General features: G+C 58.2%; 18 protein-coding genes. 11 read left to right on the forward strand and 7 right to left on the reverse strand.

Translation table 11 applies throughout. The features are described from left to right. Positions 1-67 precede the first annotated feature (67 nt). From ACSQ13_RS02980 to ACSQ13_RS03000, 5 genes are all read left to right on the forward strand, one after another. Positions 68-1,000: an IS5 family transposase gene (locus ACSQ13_RS02980; protein ID WP_435988115.1), complete on the forward strand. Its 933-nt coding sequence runs from the start codon at positions 68-70 to the stop codon at positions 998-1,000. A gap of 41 nt (positions 1,001-1,041) precedes the next feature. Then, complete coding sequence (locus tag ACSQ13_RS02985; RefSeq protein ID WP_367268339.1) at positions 1,042-1,842, forward strand: type II toxin-antitoxin system death-on-curing family toxin; 801 nt, start codon at positions 1,042-1,044, stop codon at positions 1,840-1,842. Between the two features lie 210 nt (positions 1,843-2,052). Continuing rightward, a complete protein-coding gene (locus ACSQ13_RS02990; RefSeq protein WP_295509575.1) occupies positions 2,053-3,240 on the forward strand; it encodes a cytochrome P450 in 1,188 nt (395 codons plus the stop codon). An 86-nt stretch (positions 3,241-3,326) separates the two neighbouring features. Then, entirely contained in the window at positions 3,327-3,623 is a 297-nt protein-coding gene (locus tag ACSQ13_RS02995) for a hypothetical protein (RefSeq protein ID WP_255200078.1), read from the forward strand. A gap of 172 nt (positions 3,624-3,795) precedes the next feature. After that, entirely contained in the window at positions 3,796-4,110 is a 315-nt protein-coding gene (locus tag ACSQ13_RS03000) for an ArsC/Spx/MgsR family protein (RefSeq protein WP_176248636.1), read from the forward strand. Here the strand turns inward: ACSQ13_RS03000 and ACSQ13_RS03005 are convergent. The 5 genes from ACSQ13_RS03005 to thrS all read right to left on the reverse strand — a co-directional run bounded on the left by ACSQ13_RS03005 (position 4,107) and on the right by thrS (position 8,789). Next, complete coding sequence (locus ACSQ13_RS03005) at positions 4,107-4,631, reverse strand: DoxX family protein (RefSeq protein ID WP_255200077.1); 525 nt, start codon at positions 4,629-4,631, stop codon at positions 4,107-4,109. The genes ACSQ13_RS03000 and ACSQ13_RS03005 overlap by 4 nt on opposite strands. A 19-nt stretch (positions 4,632-4,650) precedes the next feature. Further along, a complete protein-coding gene (locus ACSQ13_RS03010; protein WP_295509579.1) occupies positions 4,651-5,400 on the reverse strand; it encodes an HvfC/BufC N-terminal domain-containing protein in 750 nt (249 codons plus the stop codon). Beyond that, positions 5,397-6,245: an MNIO family bufferin maturase gene (gene bufB, locus ACSQ13_RS03015; RefSeq protein WP_295509582.1), complete on the reverse strand. Its 849-nt coding sequence runs from the start codon at positions 6,243-6,245 to the stop codon at positions 5,397-5,399. Before bufB ends, ACSQ13_RS03010 begins: the two co-directional genes overlap by 4 nt. Positions 6,246-6,315: 70 nt before the next feature. Further along, the gene (locus tag ACSQ13_RS03020; protein WP_176248496.1) at positions 6,316-6,618 is read right to left on the reverse strand and encodes a BufA1 family periplasmic bufferin-type metallophore; all 303 of its coding nucleotides are present in this window, start codon (positions 6,616-6,618) and stop codon (positions 6,316-6,318) included. Positions 6,619-6,842: 224 nt separating this feature from the next. Beyond that, positions 6,843-8,789: a threonine--tRNA ligase gene (gene thrS / locus ACSQ13_RS03025; RefSeq protein ID WP_295509588.1), complete on the reverse strand. Its 1,947-nt coding sequence runs from the start codon at positions 8,787-8,789 to the stop codon at positions 6,843-6,845. Between the two features lie 180 nt (positions 8,790-8,969). Between thrS and ACSQ13_RS03030 the strand changes: the two genes are divergently transcribed. From ACSQ13_RS03030 to ACSQ13_RS03050, 5 genes are all read left to right on the forward strand, one after another. Continuing rightward, positions 8,970-10,250 (forward strand): MFS transporter, encoded by a 1,281-nt coding sequence (locus tag ACSQ13_RS03030; protein ID WP_295509590.1) that lies wholly within the window; start codon positions 8,970-8,972, stop codon positions 10,248-10,250. A gap of 61 nt (positions 10,251-10,311) precedes the next feature. Then, on the forward strand, positions 10,312-10,545 hold the full coding sequence (locus ACSQ13_RS03035; protein WP_176248493.1) for a hypothetical protein: 234 nt from the start codon (positions 10,312-10,314) through the stop codon (positions 10,543-10,545). Positions 10,546-10,547: 2 nt separating this feature from the next. Next, positions 10,548-11,300: an alpha/beta hydrolase gene (locus ACSQ13_RS03040; protein ID WP_295509592.1), complete on the forward strand. Its 753-nt coding sequence runs from the start codon at positions 10,548-10,550 to the stop codon at positions 11,298-11,300. 10 nt (positions 11,301-11,310) lie between these two features. Next, positions 11,311-11,928, forward strand: coding sequence for a hypothetical protein (locus tag ACSQ13_RS03045; protein ID WP_295509674.1), 618 nt, complete (start codon positions 11,311-11,313; stop codon positions 11,926-11,928). Between the two features lie 69 nt (positions 11,929-11,997). After that, positions 11,998-12,708: an alpha/beta fold hydrolase gene (locus ACSQ13_RS03050; RefSeq protein WP_176248491.1), complete on the forward strand. Its 711-nt coding sequence runs from the start codon at positions 11,998-12,000 to the stop codon at positions 12,706-12,708. A gap of 10 nt (positions 12,709-12,718) precedes the next feature. Here the strand turns inward: ACSQ13_RS03050 and ACSQ13_RS03055 are convergent, their stop codons facing one another. After that, a complete protein-coding gene (locus tag ACSQ13_RS03055) occupies positions 12,719-13,303 on the reverse strand; it encodes a DUF6151 family protein (protein WP_176248490.1) in 585 nt (194 codons plus the stop codon). Beyond that, complete coding sequence (gene phaZ, locus ACSQ13_RS03060; RefSeq protein ID WP_176248489.1) at positions 13,303-14,586, reverse strand: polyhydroxyalkanoate depolymerase; 1,284 nt, start codon at positions 14,584-14,586, stop codon at positions 13,303-13,305. Before phaZ ends, ACSQ13_RS03055 begins: the two co-directional genes overlap by 1 nt. 105 nt (positions 14,587-14,691) lie before the next feature. On the opposite strand from phaZ, the gene ACSQ13_RS03065 reads away from it, so the two are divergent. Then, a complete protein-coding gene (locus ACSQ13_RS03065; RefSeq protein WP_176248488.1) occupies positions 14,692-16,497 on the forward strand; it encodes a PHA/PHB synthase family protein in 1,806 nt (601 codons plus the stop codon). Positions 16,498-16,584: the final 87 nt, after the last annotated feature.

The following is a 16,584-nucleotide window of genomic DNA, read 5'->3' on the forward strand; positions in this document are numbered from 1 at the left end:
CACGGCTTTGTTGCACAAATCCTCGGATGGGATTCACTGTATGAATCCAGCGTGATAACTGGAAGGCATGAGCAGTTGGACCCCTACCAAATATAAGACCACGAATTGGTCATCCTACAATGACAGCTTGAAGCAACGTGGATCGTTGTCGATCTGGTTTGATCCAGAGATGGTTTGGACGCCGCCGCCAAGCGGCAAGCGCGGTCGGCAGCAACAATTCAGTGACGCCGCCATTCAGACCTGCTTGACGCTGAAAGTCCTGTTTGGCCTGCCGCTTCGACAGACAACTGGGTTCGTCCAGAGCCTGCTGCGACTGGTCGGGCTGGATTGGGCCGCGCCGGATTTCAGCACCTTATGTCGACGTCAGAAAACACTGAACGTGAGCTTGCCGTATCGCGGGTCCAAAGGACCGCTGAACCTGCTCATCGACAGCACCGGTATCAAAGCCGAAGGAGAGGGCGAATGGAATGCCCGTAAGCATGGTGTCTCCAAACGACGCATCTGGCGCAAGATTCATATTGGAATCGATGAGGAAACACTGGAGGTTCGGACGGTTGAGGTCACCAGCAGCAACGTCGGAGACGCTCCCATTCTGCCCGAACTTCTGAACCAAATCCCGCCCGATCAAGACATCGGCAGCGTCACCGCAGATGGGGCGTATGACACGCGTAAATGCCACGAGGCGATTGCCGCCAGAGAGGCCCATGCAGTGATCCCGCCACGCAAGAATGCCAAGCCCTGGAAACCGACGAGCGCCGGAGCTATTGCCCGAAATGACGCGGTCAGTGCGCAGCGATACTTGGGTCGCACTCTGTGGCGACGCTGGAGTGGATACCATCGCCGAAGCCGCGTCGAAACGAAGATGCATTGTATAAAACTACTCGGCCAATCGCTAATGGCCAGGGACTTCGAAAGGCAGGTCGCGGAAATCCAAGTCCGTATCGCCGTCCTCAACCGCTACACCGCTCTTGGCATACCCATCACTGAGCCTGTAAGCTAAGTCCGTCTGGGGGAAGGGGAAAAACGTCCTTCACCCGATTTGTGCAACAAAGCCTGAGAGCACATTTTTCAGTCGTAGATTACTTTCTCAAAGAGGACGAGGGGGAGGGGATCGGAGGAATCGGCCCAAAAGACTCCGCCATGCTAATATCAGCGCTTTGCCGACCATATGTATCTTTTGGTGGTATTTCGAAATGGAATACAATCCACGAAAAGGCTGCCACGCTTTTTTTTGGGCTGATAATGAACCATCCCTTTCATGATGCGAATAAGAGAACTGCTTATCTTAGTACAGTCCACTATCTTTATATTAATGGGTTCATTCTTTCTGTTTCTCCGAAAGAATTAGAGGACCTTGCAGTTTTGGTAGCAGAGCGCGGCTTGAAGAAATACCGCCGCTTCAAAGAATTGCAGAAGGATGATGCTGACCCTGAGGTGAAGTTCATTGCATGGTACTTAAGAACAAACACGCACAAAATAGACAGGCAGCAATATTTTGTAACCTATAGAGAATTGGAAAAAATTTTAAAAAAATATCATGTATTTATGGAGAACCCTAAGAATAACTCGATAGATATTATGCGGTGGGAGGATGTTGAAGTTAGGCCAGGAGGCTTCTTCCAAAAGAAAAAGTTTACGAAGGAAGTACGAAGGGTTTGCTCCTTTGGCTTCCCAGGTTGGTCTAAACAAGTTGGAAAAGGCCGAATTGGCTACCTTCGAAATGAATTAGGCCTAACACCAGAAAACGGCGTTGACTCACAATCATTCTTTAACGGTATGGACGATATGAGAGTTTTGATCGGCGTTTATGAAGGAGCGCTTCGCCGCTTGGCCTATCGCTGATGCAAAACACCCGCTTTGACAGCAAGGGTTCGTTGGATTTCCATCAACCGTAGGGTGGGGATTTTCCCCACCTGACCGCAACGTGGGATAAATCCCACCCTACGCCCCCTTAACCAAAAACAAACCAACAATACTAACACCTTAACAACACCCACGGACACCCCCGCGACACCGCATTGACTTACCCTAAAATCCGCTCAAACTCCTCCCATGTTTGATCTCTCCAATCCCCCCGACGGGTTCACCGACAACCCCTTTCCCCATTACGACCAGCTGCTCGCTGACGCGCCTGTGTGTCCGCAGCCCGACGGGTCGTTTCTGATCTCCGGCCATGCCGATCTGAGCGTGATCTACCGTGACACCACCACCTATATCTCGGATAAACGCGCGGCGTTTGCGCCGAAATTCGGGGTCGGCTCGCCGCTGTTCGAACACCACACCACCAGCCTCGTGTTCAACGATCCGCCCCTGCACACCCGCGTGCGCCGCATCATGACCGCCGCCCTGACGCCCAAGGCGCTGGCGCGAATGGAACCGGGCCTGATCGCCATCGTCGACCAACTGCTAGACGCGATGCCGCGCGACGCCGATCTGGTCGAAGACTTCGCCGCGACCATCCCGATCCAGATCATCGGCAACCTGCTTGACGTGCCGCTGTCCGAGCGCGGCCCCCTGCGCGACTGGTCCCTCGCCATTCTCGGCGCATTGGAGCCCACGCTGACGGGCGCGCAACTGGAACGCGGCCATCAGGCGGTGCGCGATTTCAAAGCCTACCTGCAAGACCTGATCGCGCGGCGCAAAGCATCCCCCGGTGATCCCGAAACCGACGTGCTGACCCGTCTGATCAATGGCGACGATGGCGGGACGCTGTCGGAAATCGAGCTGATCCAGAACTGCATTTTCATCCTCAATGCGGGCCATGAAACCACGACGAACCTGATCGGATCGGGCCTTGCCCTGCTGTACGATCACCCCGATCAACGCGCCAGACTGTTGGCTGATCCGTCGCTGATCAACACGGCGGTCGAGGAAGTGCTGCGCTTCCGCTCCCCCAACCAGTTCGGCAATCGCGAGACGACCGCCCCCGTCACCCTTGGCGGTCACGCCATCCCCGCGGGCACCAACCTGCATCTGTGCATCGGTGCCGCCAATCGCGACCCTGCGGTGTTTGATGACCCCACGCGGTTCGACATCACCCGTCACCCCAACCGCCACCTTGCCTTTGCCGGTGGGCCGCATGTCTGCGTCGGCTTGACCCTCGCGCGGATGGAGGGGCGCATCGCGCTGGCGCGGTTCCTGAACCGCTATCCCGACTACAGGTTGAAACAGGGCCGCAAGCTGGGCGGGCGCATCCGGTTTCACGGTCCGGCCTATCTTCCCTCCCGGCTATTTCCCTAGATTTGGCCCGCTTTTGTTGCAAAAGGGCTAGACTTGATGGCCCCCAGTGGGCAAAGCTGAACAAAAGCGGAAAATAGACGAGGGATATGATGCGTTTACCAACAGCAATGATCGCCGGCCTTAGCATGATGGGGGCGATTGTCCTGCCTGCTCAGGTTTCTGCCGAAGCCAAAGTGTACCCATACCCCACCAGTGCAAACTACTGCCCGGCCGGCCTTCAGCCCATTACGATTCAAGGTGTGATCTGCTGCGGTACGCCAAACCAGACCATGACCTATCAGCAGGTCAAAGCGCATCCGGTCAAGAAGGTCCGCAAAGCGCATTACCACAAGCCGCGCCCTGTGACGTATTCCTGCATTCCGGGTGAAAAAGGCTGTAGCTAAACGCGGCAGCCCACAGGCATTTGAATAGCCCGGTGTTTGCGCATCGGGCTTTTTGCTGAAATGGGTCCAGGTGTGGGCCATCTGGCCGCCCTTGTCCGGCTGGCCGGAAAAAACAGGCAATCCTTTGCAAAACCGCGCCGTCGGGGCGAAATCTTAAGGACGAGATGTGACGATGATCATTTACGGGCTCAAGAACTGCGATACCTGCCGCAAGGCGATGAAATCCCTTCCCGATGCGCAGCTTGTCGATGTGCGCGTGGACGGCGTTCCGGATGATGTGATGCAACGCGCCTTTGCGCAATTCGGCATGGCGTTGGTCAACACACGCTCGACCACCTGGCGGGGGCTGGATGATGATGCCCGCGGGCAAGAACCGCTGACCTTGCTGGCGCAGCATCCCGCCTTGATGAAGCGCCCCCTGATCGCGACAGGGGAAGAACTGCATCTGGGCTGGGCCAAACCCGTGCAGGACGCACTTGGCGTTTAGGTCCGGCGCGCGACCAATACCTTGTCCAGCGACAGCGGCCCTGCGCCTTTGACAAACAGAACGGACAACAACAGCAGCCACAACGCGCGCTGGTCCAGAATGGTACCGTCCGGGATATGGTCGAACCAACGGCCAAGGGCATCAAGCTGTCCATGACCGTAGATATCGGTGGCCGACTGCAAGAACACAAACCCGATCATGCCAATCGCCGCCAGCCGCGTGAACAACCCCAATACAATCAGGGCGGGCAGCAAGAATTCGGCCATGGTTCCGGCGATGACGACCGCATGGTGAAAGCTGCTGAGCGCCGAGCTGTCATAGCCCACCGCTTCAAACGCTTTGGGCCAGATCTGGATATAGGCACCTGCGGAGGGGTTCAGTATTCCGCCAAATCCGTTGCCCAGTTTCGTCAGTCCGGAGTTCAGGAAATACACCATCAAAACGGCCGCAAACACCAGGCGAGCAAAGGTGGGCAGCATCCAGTTCTGGCGCATCAGACGGATAACGATGGCGTCGTACATATCAAACACCCTGTGCATATCAGATGGTTTCCTTTGCGCAAAAGGCATTGCTGGATAGGGCCACTGTCAGTGCGGCGGCCAGATCGAATGCGGGGATTTCAGCGGCGGTGGCGTCAACGGCATCGCCGAGGGTTTTGCCTTGTTCCAGATGCGCCAACCAATTGGCCCCACCGGAGGGCAGCAAGCGGGGTTCGGGGTCGAAATCGGGCCGGGTGATCAGGACGTCTTGGGCCTGCATCACGGGCTTTTCGGCACCCTCGACCATGTTGAAACGCCAGATGTCATAGAGCGGCCAAGCCGATCTGATGATCCGCGTGGCGGGCGCAAGCGTAAATCTATGTTGCATGATCGCGTCGGGCGACAGCTGCTGAAAGCCTACAAGATCAAAGGCCGGTGCATCCGCCGCATGATAGGAAGAGCGCATCGCAAGATCGAGCCGAGCGCTATCCGCAAGATAGCCGAGTTTCGCGACTTGTGGCAGGTGTTCAAGAAATCTTGGGAATTCGCCGCCATAGTGCATCATCAAGGGTGATGTCGGCGGGTGCGCGCGGACAAATACCGGGGCAAGGCTGTCAAAACTTTGCCCGCCCAGAATTTTGCGCACCAAGGGAAAGGCGGTTTGCAACGCGGCAATCAGCGAATGGGTGACATTATTGCGGTAAACGTCATAGCGTTTTCCGGCAGGGGTATGATGCGCGCCCTCCAGCCCTTGTGGCACGGGGGCAGACGGGTCAAGCAACCCTTGGCGAAAGGCGGATTGGTCTGTCATGCGGCCAACGCAAGGGCTGCGCGCTGTGCTTCGGCTTGCAAAACGGGCCAGTCAGGCACGTCGTTATCCCATTCGACCAGAACCGGCTTGGGGCCGGTCCGTGCAAGGGTATACTCAAGCAGCGCCCAGACCGGATCGACCACGGGTTTGCCATGGCTGTCGATCAACAGCGGCGCATCGGCATCATCGGTGTCTTCGTCATGGCCGCCAACGTGGATTTCGCCCACATGGGCCAGCGGATAGGCGTCGATATAGCTTTGTGCCGACAGGCCAAGGTTCGTGGCCGAGATAAAGACGTTATTGACGTCCAACAGCAGCCCGCAGCCGGTTTTGCGCACCAGTTCGGCCAGAAATTCGGTCTCGGACAGGGTGGATTCAGCAAAGGCCAGATAGCTGGATGGGTTTTCGAGCAGCATCTGCCGGCCCAACATATCCTGGACCTGGGCAATATGGCTGGCAACGCGGGTCAGGGTGGCACCGGTATAGGGAAGCGGCAACAGATCGTTCAGAAATTCGGCCCCGTGGGTCGACCAGGCAAGATGTTCGGAAAAGCTGGCCGGTTGCGCCCGGTCGCACAGCGTTTTCAGCCGGTTCAGGTGGTCGCGGTCCAGCGGGGTTTCGCCGCCGATGCTCAGGCCGACACCATGCACGGACAGGGCAAACCTGTCGGTCAATGCGCGCAGTTGGGCAAGGGGACGCCCGCCATCGCCCATGTAGTTTTCGGCATGGATTTCGATCCATTCGACGGGATCGGGGTCGCGCTGCAAGTCGCTGAAATGCTGGGGCTTATAGCCAACGCCCGGGGCGGCGGGCAGTCGGTCAAAGCGGCGTTGACTGTCGAGCATGACGCGCGCTCCCTTGGCTGGATATCAAAGGGGCGCAGGCAGCGGTAAACACTGCCTGCGCCGGATCGGTTTAGGCTGGCAAGTCGCGGTCAAGTGGCTCGAGCGAGCCTTTGCGCGCTGTGCCGTCTGCCATTTCCGGCAGTTCCATGGATTCGCATGTGCCTGCGTCAACCAGCGTCCAGGAGTTGCCTTGGAAATCGGTCACAGAGGAGCCTGCGCATGTTGTGCCCGGACCTGCTGCGCAGTCATTTGCACCCGCAAGTGCAACGCCGTAGCATTTTTCTTTGGCGGCGGCATCGGCGGGGGTGCTGTGGGCGGCCAAAGCTGCGGCAACGGCACCGGCGACGGCGAAAGTTTTCATCGTGTTGGACATTTCGGTGTTCCTCCTGATTGGATGTTCTGTCTTCGTAACTCATTTAAAGCCGTGTTGGTGCGACAAAGCTACTCACGTCGAAGTGTCTCACATGAACGTCAGGAAATCTGGTGGTTTTCTGTAATATTTGGCGGAAAAATGCTGAAAACGGCATTTTTCTTGAAACAATCCGTCACATCCGGGCGGCACATATGTCCGCCCGGACGGGTTTGTTACAGTAGAATTTAACGCAGATCGGGCGGGGTCGCCTCGATACCAAGTGCTGCTGCGACGTCGGCAAGCGACTGAACCGAGGTCTGTTTTTCGCCAAGACGCCGCACGGATACGGTTTTTTCTTCGACCTCGCGGGCACCGACGGCCAAGATGACCGGCACCTTGCCAACCGAATGTTCGCGGACCTTGTAGTTGATCTTTTCGTTGCGAATGTCAGCTTCGGCGCGGACACCTGCGGCGGTCAGGGTCTCGATGACCTCGCGCACGTAATCATCCGCCTCTGAGGTGATGGAGGCCACAACGACCTGACGCGGGGCCAGCCAGAACGGCAGCTTGCCTGCGTGTTCTTCGATCAGGATGCCGATGAAACGTTCAAACGATCCCAAGGTCGCGCGGTGCAGCATGACGGGGCGGTGTTTCGCGCCGTCGGACCCGACAAAGGTCGCGTCCAGCCGTTCGGGCAGCACGAAATCCACCTGATGGGTGCCACATTGCCAGTCACGGCCAATCGCGTCGGTCAGCACGAATTCCAGCTTGGGGCCGTAAAACGCACCTTCGCCGGGGTTGATTTCAGGTTCGATCCCCGCTTTGCGGGTCGCAGACAGCAGGGCCGCTTCGGCTTTGTCCCAGACTTCGTCCGATCCGGCACGGGTGTCGGGGCGGTCCGAGAACTTGACCTTAAAGTTTTCAAATCCGAGGTCTTTGTAGATCGCGGACAGGAATTCGATGTAGATCAGGGTTTCTTCCTCGATCTGGTCCTCGCGGCAGAAGATGTGGCCATCGTCCTGGGTAAAGCCGCGCACGCGCATGATACCGTGCAGCGCGCCCGAGGGTTCATAGCGGTTGCACGAACCGAATTCGGCCATGCGCAACGGCAGGTCGCGATAGGATTTCATGCCCTGGTTAAAGATCTGCACGTGGCAGGGGCAGTTCATCGGTTTCAGCGCGTTCACGGTTTTCTCGCGGGCGTGTTCTTCGTCGACTTCAACGATGAACATATGCTCTTGATACTTGTCCCAATGGCCGGATTTTTCCCACAGTTTGCGGTCGACGACTTGGGGTGTGTTCACCTCGACATAGCCGCCGGCGCGCTGTTTGCGGCGCATGTAATCCTGAAGCTGGGTGTAGATCAGCCAGCCGTTGGGGTGCCAGAACACCTGACCGGGGGCTTCTTCTTGCATGTGGAACAGGTCCATCTCGCGGCCCAGTTTGCGGTGGTCGCGTTTGGCGGCCTCTTCGAGCATATTCAGATGCGCGCGCAGCTTTTCCTTGCCGGTAAAGGCCACGCCGTAGATGCGTTGCAACATCGCGCGGTCGCTGTCACCGCGCCAGTAAGCGCCAGCGATGGACATCAGTTTAAAACTGTCACCGGGCACCTGGCCGGTGTGTTGCAGGTGCGGGCCACGGCACAGGTCTTGCCAGTCGCCGTGCCAATACATGCGCAGCGGCTCATCACCCGGAATGCTTTCGATCAGTTCGACCTTATAGGGTTCGCCCAGATCTTCGTAGTGCTTGATCGCGCGCGGGCGGTCCCAGACTTCGGTGCGTACGGGATCGCGGGCGTTGATGATTTCTTTCATCTTCTTTTCGATCACGCCAAGGTCTTCGGGGGTAAAAGGGTCGGCGCGGTCAAAGTCATAATACCAGCCGTCCTTGATCACCGGACCGATGGTGACGCGTGTGTCGGGCCAGATTTCCTGAACGGCGCGGGCCATGATGTGGGCAAGGTCGTGGCGCACCAGTTCGTTGGCCTGATCTTCGTCGGCCATGGTGTGGATCGCGATGTCTGCATCTGCGTCAATCGGCCAGGCCAGATCGAAATGCGCACCGTTCACGGTGGCACTGATCGCCTTTTTGCCAAGGGATTTGGAGATGTCATTGGCGACGTCGCCTGCAGTGATACCTGCGTCGTACTGTCGTGCATTGCCATCGGGAAGGGTGAGAGTGATCTGGGCCATTTGGGCCTCCTCGTCGGTTTGGCGCCTACGAGACGCCCGGTTGCGGGTTATATGCCCCCGCTAGATGGCCGCGCGGGGCAGGGTTGTCAATAACTTGGGGCGGCTTTGGAAACTTCTTGGCAGGCTTGCGCGTTGGGTCAAGATATTGACGCGACAGATAATATGACGGGAAGCGACAGAATGCAGGACGGATTGGCAAGCGCGGCGTTCGAGAAACTCTCGGGGGCTGAGGGTGAGGCGGACGATCTGTCACAAGGGGCGCAAAAGGCCGAAGCGCCAAATGCGTTGCGCCATGTTGCCAGCCTGTCGATGACCAAGATCGCGGACGGGTTGATTGACCCCAAGCTGATGTTGTCTTGGCTTTTGACGTCGCTGGGCGCACCGGCGGTGTTTGCCGGGGTCTTGGTGCCGATCCGTGAAAGTGGCGCGTTGCTGCCGCAGATGTTCATGGCGTCCTGGGTGCAATCGATGCCGCGGCGCAAGTGGGTGTGGGTGTTGGGCAGTGCGGGGCAGGGGATATTTGCCGCGCTGATCGTGTTGACCGCATTGACGTTGGACGGGGCCGCGGCGGGGTATGCCATTTGCGCGGCCCTTGGTGGGCTGGCTTTGTCGCGGGCGGCGTGTTCGGTGTCCTACAAGGATATTCTGGGCAAGACCGTCGGTCAGTCGCGGCGCGGCGCGATTACGGGGTTGGCAGGGTCGGTATCTGCGGTGGGGGTGGTGATCCTTGCGGTGCTGCTGATGTCGGGCCTGTTCGAGGACCGCCGCATCGTCATCGCCGCAATCGCATTGGCCGCCGGTCTGTGGGGCGCTGCGGCGCTGTTGTTTTCCACATTGAAGGAAATGAAAAGCGACCCGTCCAAGGGCGAAGGCGCGGATTTCGGCATATTGAAAAAGGATGCGAACCTGCGCCGCTTTATCCTTGTGCGCGGGTTGCTGGCGTCAACCGCATTGGCCCCGCCGTATTTCGTCGTACTTGCTGGGGGCGAGGACCAGTCCGCCCTTGGCCAGTTGGGCGCATTGGTTCTGGCATCTGCCCTGGCGTCTTTCCTAAGCTCTTATATCTGGGGGCGGTTGTCGGACCGGTCCAGCCGCAAGGTGTTGATGCTGACGGGATGTGTGGGGGCCGTGGCGATGCTGGGCGCTGTGGCGCTAAGCATGCTGGGGCTGGCCATGCAAATCTGGGCGATGCCGCTGGTGCTGTTCATCCTGATGATCGCCTATCACGGTGTGCGGCAGGGCCGGTCGACCTATCTGGTGGACATGTCGCCGGAAAACCAGCGGTCGGCCTATGCCGCCGTGTCAAATACGGTGATCGGCGTGCTGTTGCTGGTTGCGGGGGTCGCTGGCGGCGGTGTTGCGCTGATCGGGCCGACGGCAACGCTGGTTTTATTCGCACTTATGGCGATTGGCGCAGCGGCTGCGGCAATTGGTCTGCGCGAGGTCGAAGCTGCTGATTGAACCTTGGCGCGACAGGTTCTATGACTTGGCGGGTGGAACATGCATTCAAAAGGATGGCGAAATGTCCAAACATAACCGCAGTTTCGAGCTGACGATCAGCGATATCGACCTGATCGAGGCAGCCCTGCACGTGACCAAGCGCGACCTGTCGGCGGATGTCTATAACGGCACCCAAGAGATGTTGCCCGCCGATGAAACGGTGGAGTCGCTGCGCAAGATCGACGATCTGCTGGGACGTCTGCACAATCAAAAGATTTTCTACCGCCCCGCCAAGGGCCCTTATCTGGGCGGATGAACATGGCGCAGACCCTCGAGACCCCGCAAGGGCGCAAGCTGGCCTATCATCTGACGGCCGGTCAGGGGCCTTGCGTTGTTTTCCTGGGCGGTCTGAAATCCGACATGCAAGGCACCAAGGCGGTGTTCCTTGAGGACTGGGCCCGCCGCGAGGGCCGCGCGTTTTTGCGGTTTGATTATTCGGGGCATGGTGACTCCTCGGGTGATTTCACCGACGGCTGCATTGGCGATTGGGCCCAGGATACGCTGGCCGCAGTGAGCGCGTTGACCACGGGCAGGATCGTGCCTGTCGGGTCGTCCATGGGCGGCTGGCAATCGTTGTTGCTGTGCCGCGCGATGCCTGAACGGATCGCCGGGCTGGTCACCATCGCGGCGGCACCCGATTTTACCGAAGACGGATATTGGGCCAGCTTTACCGACGCGCAAAAGCAGCAGTTGGACACAGTGGGCCACGTCGAGCTGCCGTCGGATTATATGGAGCCCTACATCATCACAAAGCGGATGATCGAGGACGGGCGCAAGCAGCTGGTGTTACGCTCGCCGTTGCATCTGCCGTTTACGGTGCGGTTCTTGCAGGGCACGGCCGATACGGCGGTAAGTGTCGCAACGGCGGTGCGGTTGCTGGAACATGCCACAGGGCCGGACATGCAGTTGCAACTGGTCAAGGACGCCGATCACCGCTTTTCCGACGATCGCTGTCTGGGGCTGATGCAGGCCGCGGTCCAAGAGGTGTTGGACAAGGCTGTGGATGCGTAAACCCGCCAGCATGTGGAGCCTCGAGACGGTCGGGCGGGTGCGTCTGTCGAAACACTTTTACATGCGCGATTTCCTGTATTCCGAGATCAGCGGCTTTCATGGCATCCCCAACATCCCCGATAATCCCGATCTGGCGATTGAAAACGGGCGGGCGTTTTGCACCGCCTTGCTGGACCCGCTTGAAGAAACATTTGGCCGGATCGCGGTGCGGTCCGGTTATCGGTCGCGGGCGCTGAATGACTATGGCAACGCCAACAAGCTGAACTGTGCCGCCAGCGACAACCCGATTGAATGCCACATCTGGGACCGTAACAGCGGCGATGCGGCCATTGCGGGGGCGTCTGTCGTGATCCCGTGGTTTGCCGATAAATATGATCAGGGGCGTGACTGGCGCGATCTGGCGTGGTGGGTGCATGATCATCTGCCCTATTCCGAGATGTGGTTCTTTCCCAAGCTGGCGGCGTTCAATCTGGTGTGGCGGCCGGTACCCTTGCGCATGATCTCCAGCTATATCGCGCCAAAGGGGATGTTGCTGCGGGCAGGGCAGGCCCCGTCGGAACCGGTCGAACAGCGGCAGCAGCGGTACCGTGACTTTCCGCCCTTGCATGGCATTGCCTATCCATGTTGATGTGGGCAGCAAATCGGCAGGGCAGTGACATGTATTTCGCAATCAACACGATGAAAGACAGGGCAATTTATGGCTGAACCGCTTGTGCTTTTGCCCGGACTGATGTGCGACGCGCGGGTGTTCTGGCCTCAGATTGCCGAATTGTCGGCGACGCTGGCTGTGACGGTGGCCCCGATTACCCAAGGCGAAAGGATCGATGAAATCGCATCCGGTTTGCTGGATCTTCTGCCGCAGAAATTTGCGCTGGCCGGGTTGGGGCTGGGCGGCATGGTGGCGTTGGAAATCGTGCGCCGTGCACCCGACCGCGTCACGCGGCTTGCCCTGATGGATACCAGCCCCTTGGCGGGGACACCGCAAGGATCGGCCATGCGCGAGTTGCTGATCGTCAAGGCCAAGTCGGGGCGTCTGGCCGATGTGATGCGCGAAGAAGTCCCGCTGACCGCTCTGGCCCAAGGACCAAGCCGCGCGGCGGTGATGGATATCTTGCTCGACATGGCCGACACGCTGGGCGTCGAAGTATATTTGAAACAGGCCCGCGCCCTGCAACGTTGCCGCGATCAGCAAGCGGTGCTGCGCAAGCTGCGCTGTCCGACCCTCGTGATGTGCGGCGCGTCAGATACGATCAACACCGTGAAGCGCCACAGCTTTATGGCGGAACTTATTCCCAGCGGGTCTTTGCAGGTGATCGAAGGGGCAGGGCATATCCCGACGCTGGAACAGCCCGAAGCGGTGACAGACGCGTTGATCCACTGGATGCGCCAGCCCTACGTCTTGCAATAACGCAAAAGGCTCAGACAAGCCGGGCAGTGATCTCGGCGCGTTCGGCTTTGGGCACGACGTGAACCTCTTGGACGGGTTTCAGCGTCTCGGGGTCAAAAAACGGCGTGTCTTTCCAGCGGCCTGTGACCCGTGCTGCGGTCACGCGGCTGAACACACCCCAGACAAAACGCGCCATGCCTTTATGCTGCGGCTTGCCTTTGACCGTCTTGTAAAACGCCTTGGTTGTGACCCGGCCAAGGGCATCGGGCTGGGACAAAAGCGCCACGCGGATACTGGAAAACGCGATCTTGGGATTGCGCAGGGTGTTGCCGATCACCGACCCGCAGCATTTCGTGTGCCAGCGCAGAATATTGGTTTCCCCAAAGGAAAACACTGCCAGCTGATCCGCCCCCCGATCAAAGACGATCCGGTCGGGCGTGGTTTGGAATAGTGCGACAGAGGGCGTGTCGGGCTGACCCGAATAGACCTCGGCGGCGCGGCAATCCTTGCAAAAACATTCAAGGTGATTGCCGATGGCAGGGGATGCGCCGCGCAACGTTCCGGTGACCGTGCCACAAGAGCATGAAAACGGGACGTCGCGCGGTGCTTTGAACATTATGCGGCAGCGTTATTATTGGCTGGCTTTGCAGGTTTTTCCTGCGCCGCGCCGTTCTGGTTGGCATCAATGAATTTCAGCACCAGCGGGCGGATGTTGTCGCGCCAGCTTTTGCCCGCAAAGATACCATAGTGGCCGGCACCGTCTTCAAGATGGCTGGCCTTTTTGCTGTCGGGCAGACCGGTACACAGGCCAAGTGCTGCGATACATTGACCGGGGGCCGAGATATCGTCCTTGGTGCCTTCGACGGTTTTGACCGCAACGGTTGTGATCTTGCCGATGTCGACCTTTTTGCCCGCAACGGTAAAATTATTCGTGCCGATCTCGTTGTTTTTAAAGATCCGCTCGACTGTAGAGAGGTAGAATTCGGCAGGCATATCCATGACGGCAAGGTATTCGTCATAGAACTTGTTGTGTTTGTCGTGATCGCTGGCTTCGCCTTGGGCGACGCGCATGATCTGGTCGCGGAACGCCTTGGTGTGGGTTTCGCTGTTCATCGAGATAAACGAATTCAGCTGCAACAGACCGGGATATACCTTGCGACCGACGCCGGGGTATTTAAAGCCAACGCGCTGGATCGACATTTCCTGAAGCTGGCCCATGTGAACGCGGTCGCCAAAATCGGTGACTTCGGTGGGGCTGGCATCGGGGTCGATGGGGCCGCCGATCAGGGTCAGGGAACTGGGCTGTGCGCTTGGGTCTTCCTCGGCCAGATAGGCGGTCGCGGCAAGGGTCAGGGGCGCAGGCTGGCACACGGCGATCACGTGAACATCCGGGCCAAGGTGGCGCATGTATTCAACAAGGTGCAGCGTGTAATCTTCGACGTCGAACTTGCCGGCGCTCACAGGAATTTCGCGGGCGTTGTGCCAGTCGGTGATATAAAGGTCGGTATCAGGGATCAGGCTGATCACGGTCGAACGCAACAATGTGGCATAGTGGCCGGACATCGGGGCAACCAACAGGACTTTGCGTTTTGGCAGTTCGCGCTTTTGCACGACGAAATGCAGCAGGTCGCCAAAGGCACCCTGAATTTCTTTCTTGATCTCGACGGGGTGGTCCGCGCCGTCTTTGCCGACAACCGGCGGCAGGTTCCAGTCGGGTTTCGCAACCATCCGCGCAAAGCTGCGTTCGGTGACTTCACCCCAGGCGGCCATCCAGTCAAGTGCGGGGTTTGGAATGGCGGAAAATGCCGGATAAGAGGCAAAAGCCTGCGCGGTCGCACCTAACCATTGATTAGTGTTCCGCATTGTTTCCATTAGATCGTAAGATGCCATATACTTCATGAGGGGTCTCCTTTTGGTTGGCCCTGTGCTTGGGCACTCCGCCGGTCCCCTCCCAGTCAGGACGGCGCGATGCTGCAAGTGCAAACATAGGGAGGAAAAAGTTCAATGACAACAAAAACGAATGAACCGACTGAACCGGACGCTGCTGCACTGGCCCGGATGACCGAGAATATGAGTAAAGTTGAGGCTCTGGGCGCGCGGCTGTCGCAGATTATGCTGAACCGGGAGGGGCACCAGGCCAGTCTGGACGCGCCGAATCAAGAGCTGTTCGCCAAGGCCGCCCAATCCTATTGGAACGAGGCGGTACAGAATCCCGCCAAGCTGATCGAGCATCAGGTGTCATTCTGGACCAAATCCGTCTCGCATTTTGTCGAGGCGCAAAAGGCATTGGCCAAGGGCAAGCTGGAAGCGCCCGCCGATGCCCCGACCGACGACCGGCGTTTTGCCAATCCTTTGTGGAAATCCCACCCTTATTTCAATTTTGTAAAACAGCAATATCTGATCAATTCCGAGGCGCTGAGCCAGGCGGTTGCCGATGTGCCCGACCTTGAACCGCGCGAGAAACAGCGGTTGGGGTATTTCAGCCGCCAGATCATCGACATGATGAGCCCGACCAATTTTCTGGCCACCAATCCCGACGCGTTGGAACGCGCGGTGGCCACCGAAGGTGAAAGCCTGATCAAGGGGCTGGAAAACCTGATTTCCGACCTCGAGGCGAATAACGGCGAGATGATCGTCCGGCTGGCCGATGAAAAAGCGTTCGAACTGGGCCGCAACATTGCCACGTCACCGGGCAAGGTGGTGTTTCGCAACCGCATGTTCGAACTGATCCAATACACGCCCACGACCGAAAAGGTGCATGCCACACCGATCGTGATCTTTCCGCCCTGGATCAACAAATTCTACATTCTGGACCTTAAGGAACAGAACAGCCTGGTGAAGTGGATCGTGGATCAGGGGCATACCTTGTTCATGGTGTCCTGGGTCAACCCCGACAAAAGCTATCACGACGTCGGCATGGGCGACTATATCGAGGAAGGCTTCATCGCGGCCATCGAGGAAGTCAAAAAGATCACGAAACAGGATCAGGTGAACGCGGTGGGCTATTGCATCGCTGGCACCACACTGTCGCTGACATTGTCCTTGCTCAAGCAACGCGGTGACAAATCGGTCAAATCCGCCACCTTCTTTACCGCGCTTACCGATTTTTCGGATCAGGGCGAATTCCAGCCCTTCCTGACTGATGATTTCATCGACGGGATCGAGGCCGAAACCAAGGATAAGGGCATCTTGCCGTCCATCATCATGGCGCGGACCTTTTCGTTCTTGCGCTCGAACGATCTGGTGTATGGGCCGGCGATCAGAAGCTATATGCTGGGTGATACGCCGCCGGCCTTTGACCTGCTCTATTGGAACGGGGACGGGGCGAACCTGCCGGAACGCATGGCGATGGAATACCTGCGCGGCTTGTGCCAGCAAAACAAGCTGGCCGATGGCGGGTTTGACCTGCTGGGCCATCACCTTGAACTGGGCGATATCGACGTGCCGCTGCTGGCTGTCGGATGCGAAACCGATCACATCGCGCCTTGGAAGGACAGTTTCCGCGGGGTCCAGCAAATGGGCAGCAAGGACAAGACCTTTATCATGACCCAATCGGGCCATATCGCGGGGATCGTGAACCCGCCCAGCAAGGGCAAGTACGGTCACTATACCAACCCCGACATTTCACTGGATTACAAAGACTGGCTGGAAGCGGCCGAGTTCCATGCCGGATCGTGGTGGCCGACCTGGGCAAGCTGGCTGGAGAATCATCAAGGCGACGAAGTAGATGCACGCATACCGGGCGCGAATGGTCAGGAAATCTTGTGCGATGCCCCCGGAACATATGTCGCGCGAAAGGCAAATAGCTGATCTGATTGTTCTTTTCCCCAACGTCAATTATCTTATGCTGCGGTGCAGAAAAAACTTGAAATGCCGCACCGCAGCATATATATCAGT

The organism is Sulfitobacter sp. SH22 (assembly GCF_965641905.1).
Classification (GTDB): Bacteria; Pseudomonadota; Alphaproteobacteria; order Rhodobacterales; family Rhodobacteraceae; genus Sulfitobacter.

Coding starts and splice junctions, on each gene's coding strand:
- ACSQ13_RS02980 (WP_435988115.1), top strand. CDS start 68: ATGAGCAGTTGGACCCCTACCAAATATAAGACCACGAATTGGTCATCC.
- ACSQ13_RS02990 (WP_295509575.1), top strand. CDS start 2,053: ATGTTTGATCTCTCCAATCCCCCCGACGGGTTCACCGACAACCCCTTT.
- ACSQ13_RS02995 (WP_255200078.1), top strand. CDS start 3,327: ATGATGCGTTTACCAACAGCAATGATCGCCGGCCTTAGCATGATGGGG.
- ACSQ13_RS03000 (WP_176248636.1), top strand. CDS start 3,796: ATGATCATTTACGGGCTCAAGAACTGCGATACCTGCCGCAAGGCGATG.
- ACSQ13_RS03005 (WP_255200077.1), bottom strand. CDS start 4,631: ATGTACGACGCCATCGTTATCCGTCTGATGCGCCAGAACTGGATGCTG.
- ACSQ13_RS03010 (WP_295509579.1), bottom strand. CDS start 5,400: ATGACAGACCAATCCGCCTTTCGCCAAGGGTTGCTTGACCCGTCTGCC.
- bufB (WP_295509582.1), bottom strand. CDS start 6,245: ATGCTCGACAGTCAACGCCGCTTTGACCGACTGCCCGCCGCCCCGGGC.
- ACSQ13_RS03020 (WP_176248496.1), bottom strand. CDS start 6,618: ATGTCCAACACGATGAAAACTTTCGCCGTCGCCGGTGCCGTTGCCGCA.
- thrS (WP_295509588.1), bottom strand. CDS start 8,789: ATGGCCCAGATCACTCTCACCCTTCCCGATGGCAATGCACGACAGTAC.
- ACSQ13_RS03030 (WP_295509590.1), top strand. CDS start 8,970: ATGCAGGACGGATTGGCAAGCGCGGCGTTCGAGAAACTCTCGGGGGCT.
- ACSQ13_RS03035 (WP_176248493.1), top strand. CDS start 10,312: ATGTCCAAACATAACCGCAGTTTCGAGCTGACGATCAGCGATATCGAC.
- ACSQ13_RS03040 (WP_295509592.1), top strand. CDS start 10,548: ATGGCGCAGACCCTCGAGACCCCGCAAGGGCGCAAGCTGGCCTATCAT.
- ACSQ13_RS03045 (WP_295509674.1), top strand. CDS start 11,311: ATGTGGAGCCTCGAGACGGTCGGGCGGGTGCGTCTGTCGAAACACTTT.
- ACSQ13_RS03050 (WP_176248491.1), top strand. CDS start 11,998: ATGGCTGAACCGCTTGTGCTTTTGCCCGGACTGATGTGCGACGCGCGG.
- ACSQ13_RS03055 (WP_176248490.1), bottom strand. CDS start 13,303: ATGTTCAAAGCACCGCGCGACGTCCCGTTTTCATGCTCTTGTGGCACG.
- phaZ (WP_176248489.1), bottom strand. CDS start 14,586: ATGAAGTATATGGCATCTTACGATCTAATGGAAACAATGCGGAACACT.
- ACSQ13_RS03065 (WP_176248488.1), top strand. CDS start 14,692: ATGACAACAAAAACGAATGAACCGACTGAACCGGACGCTGCTGCACTG.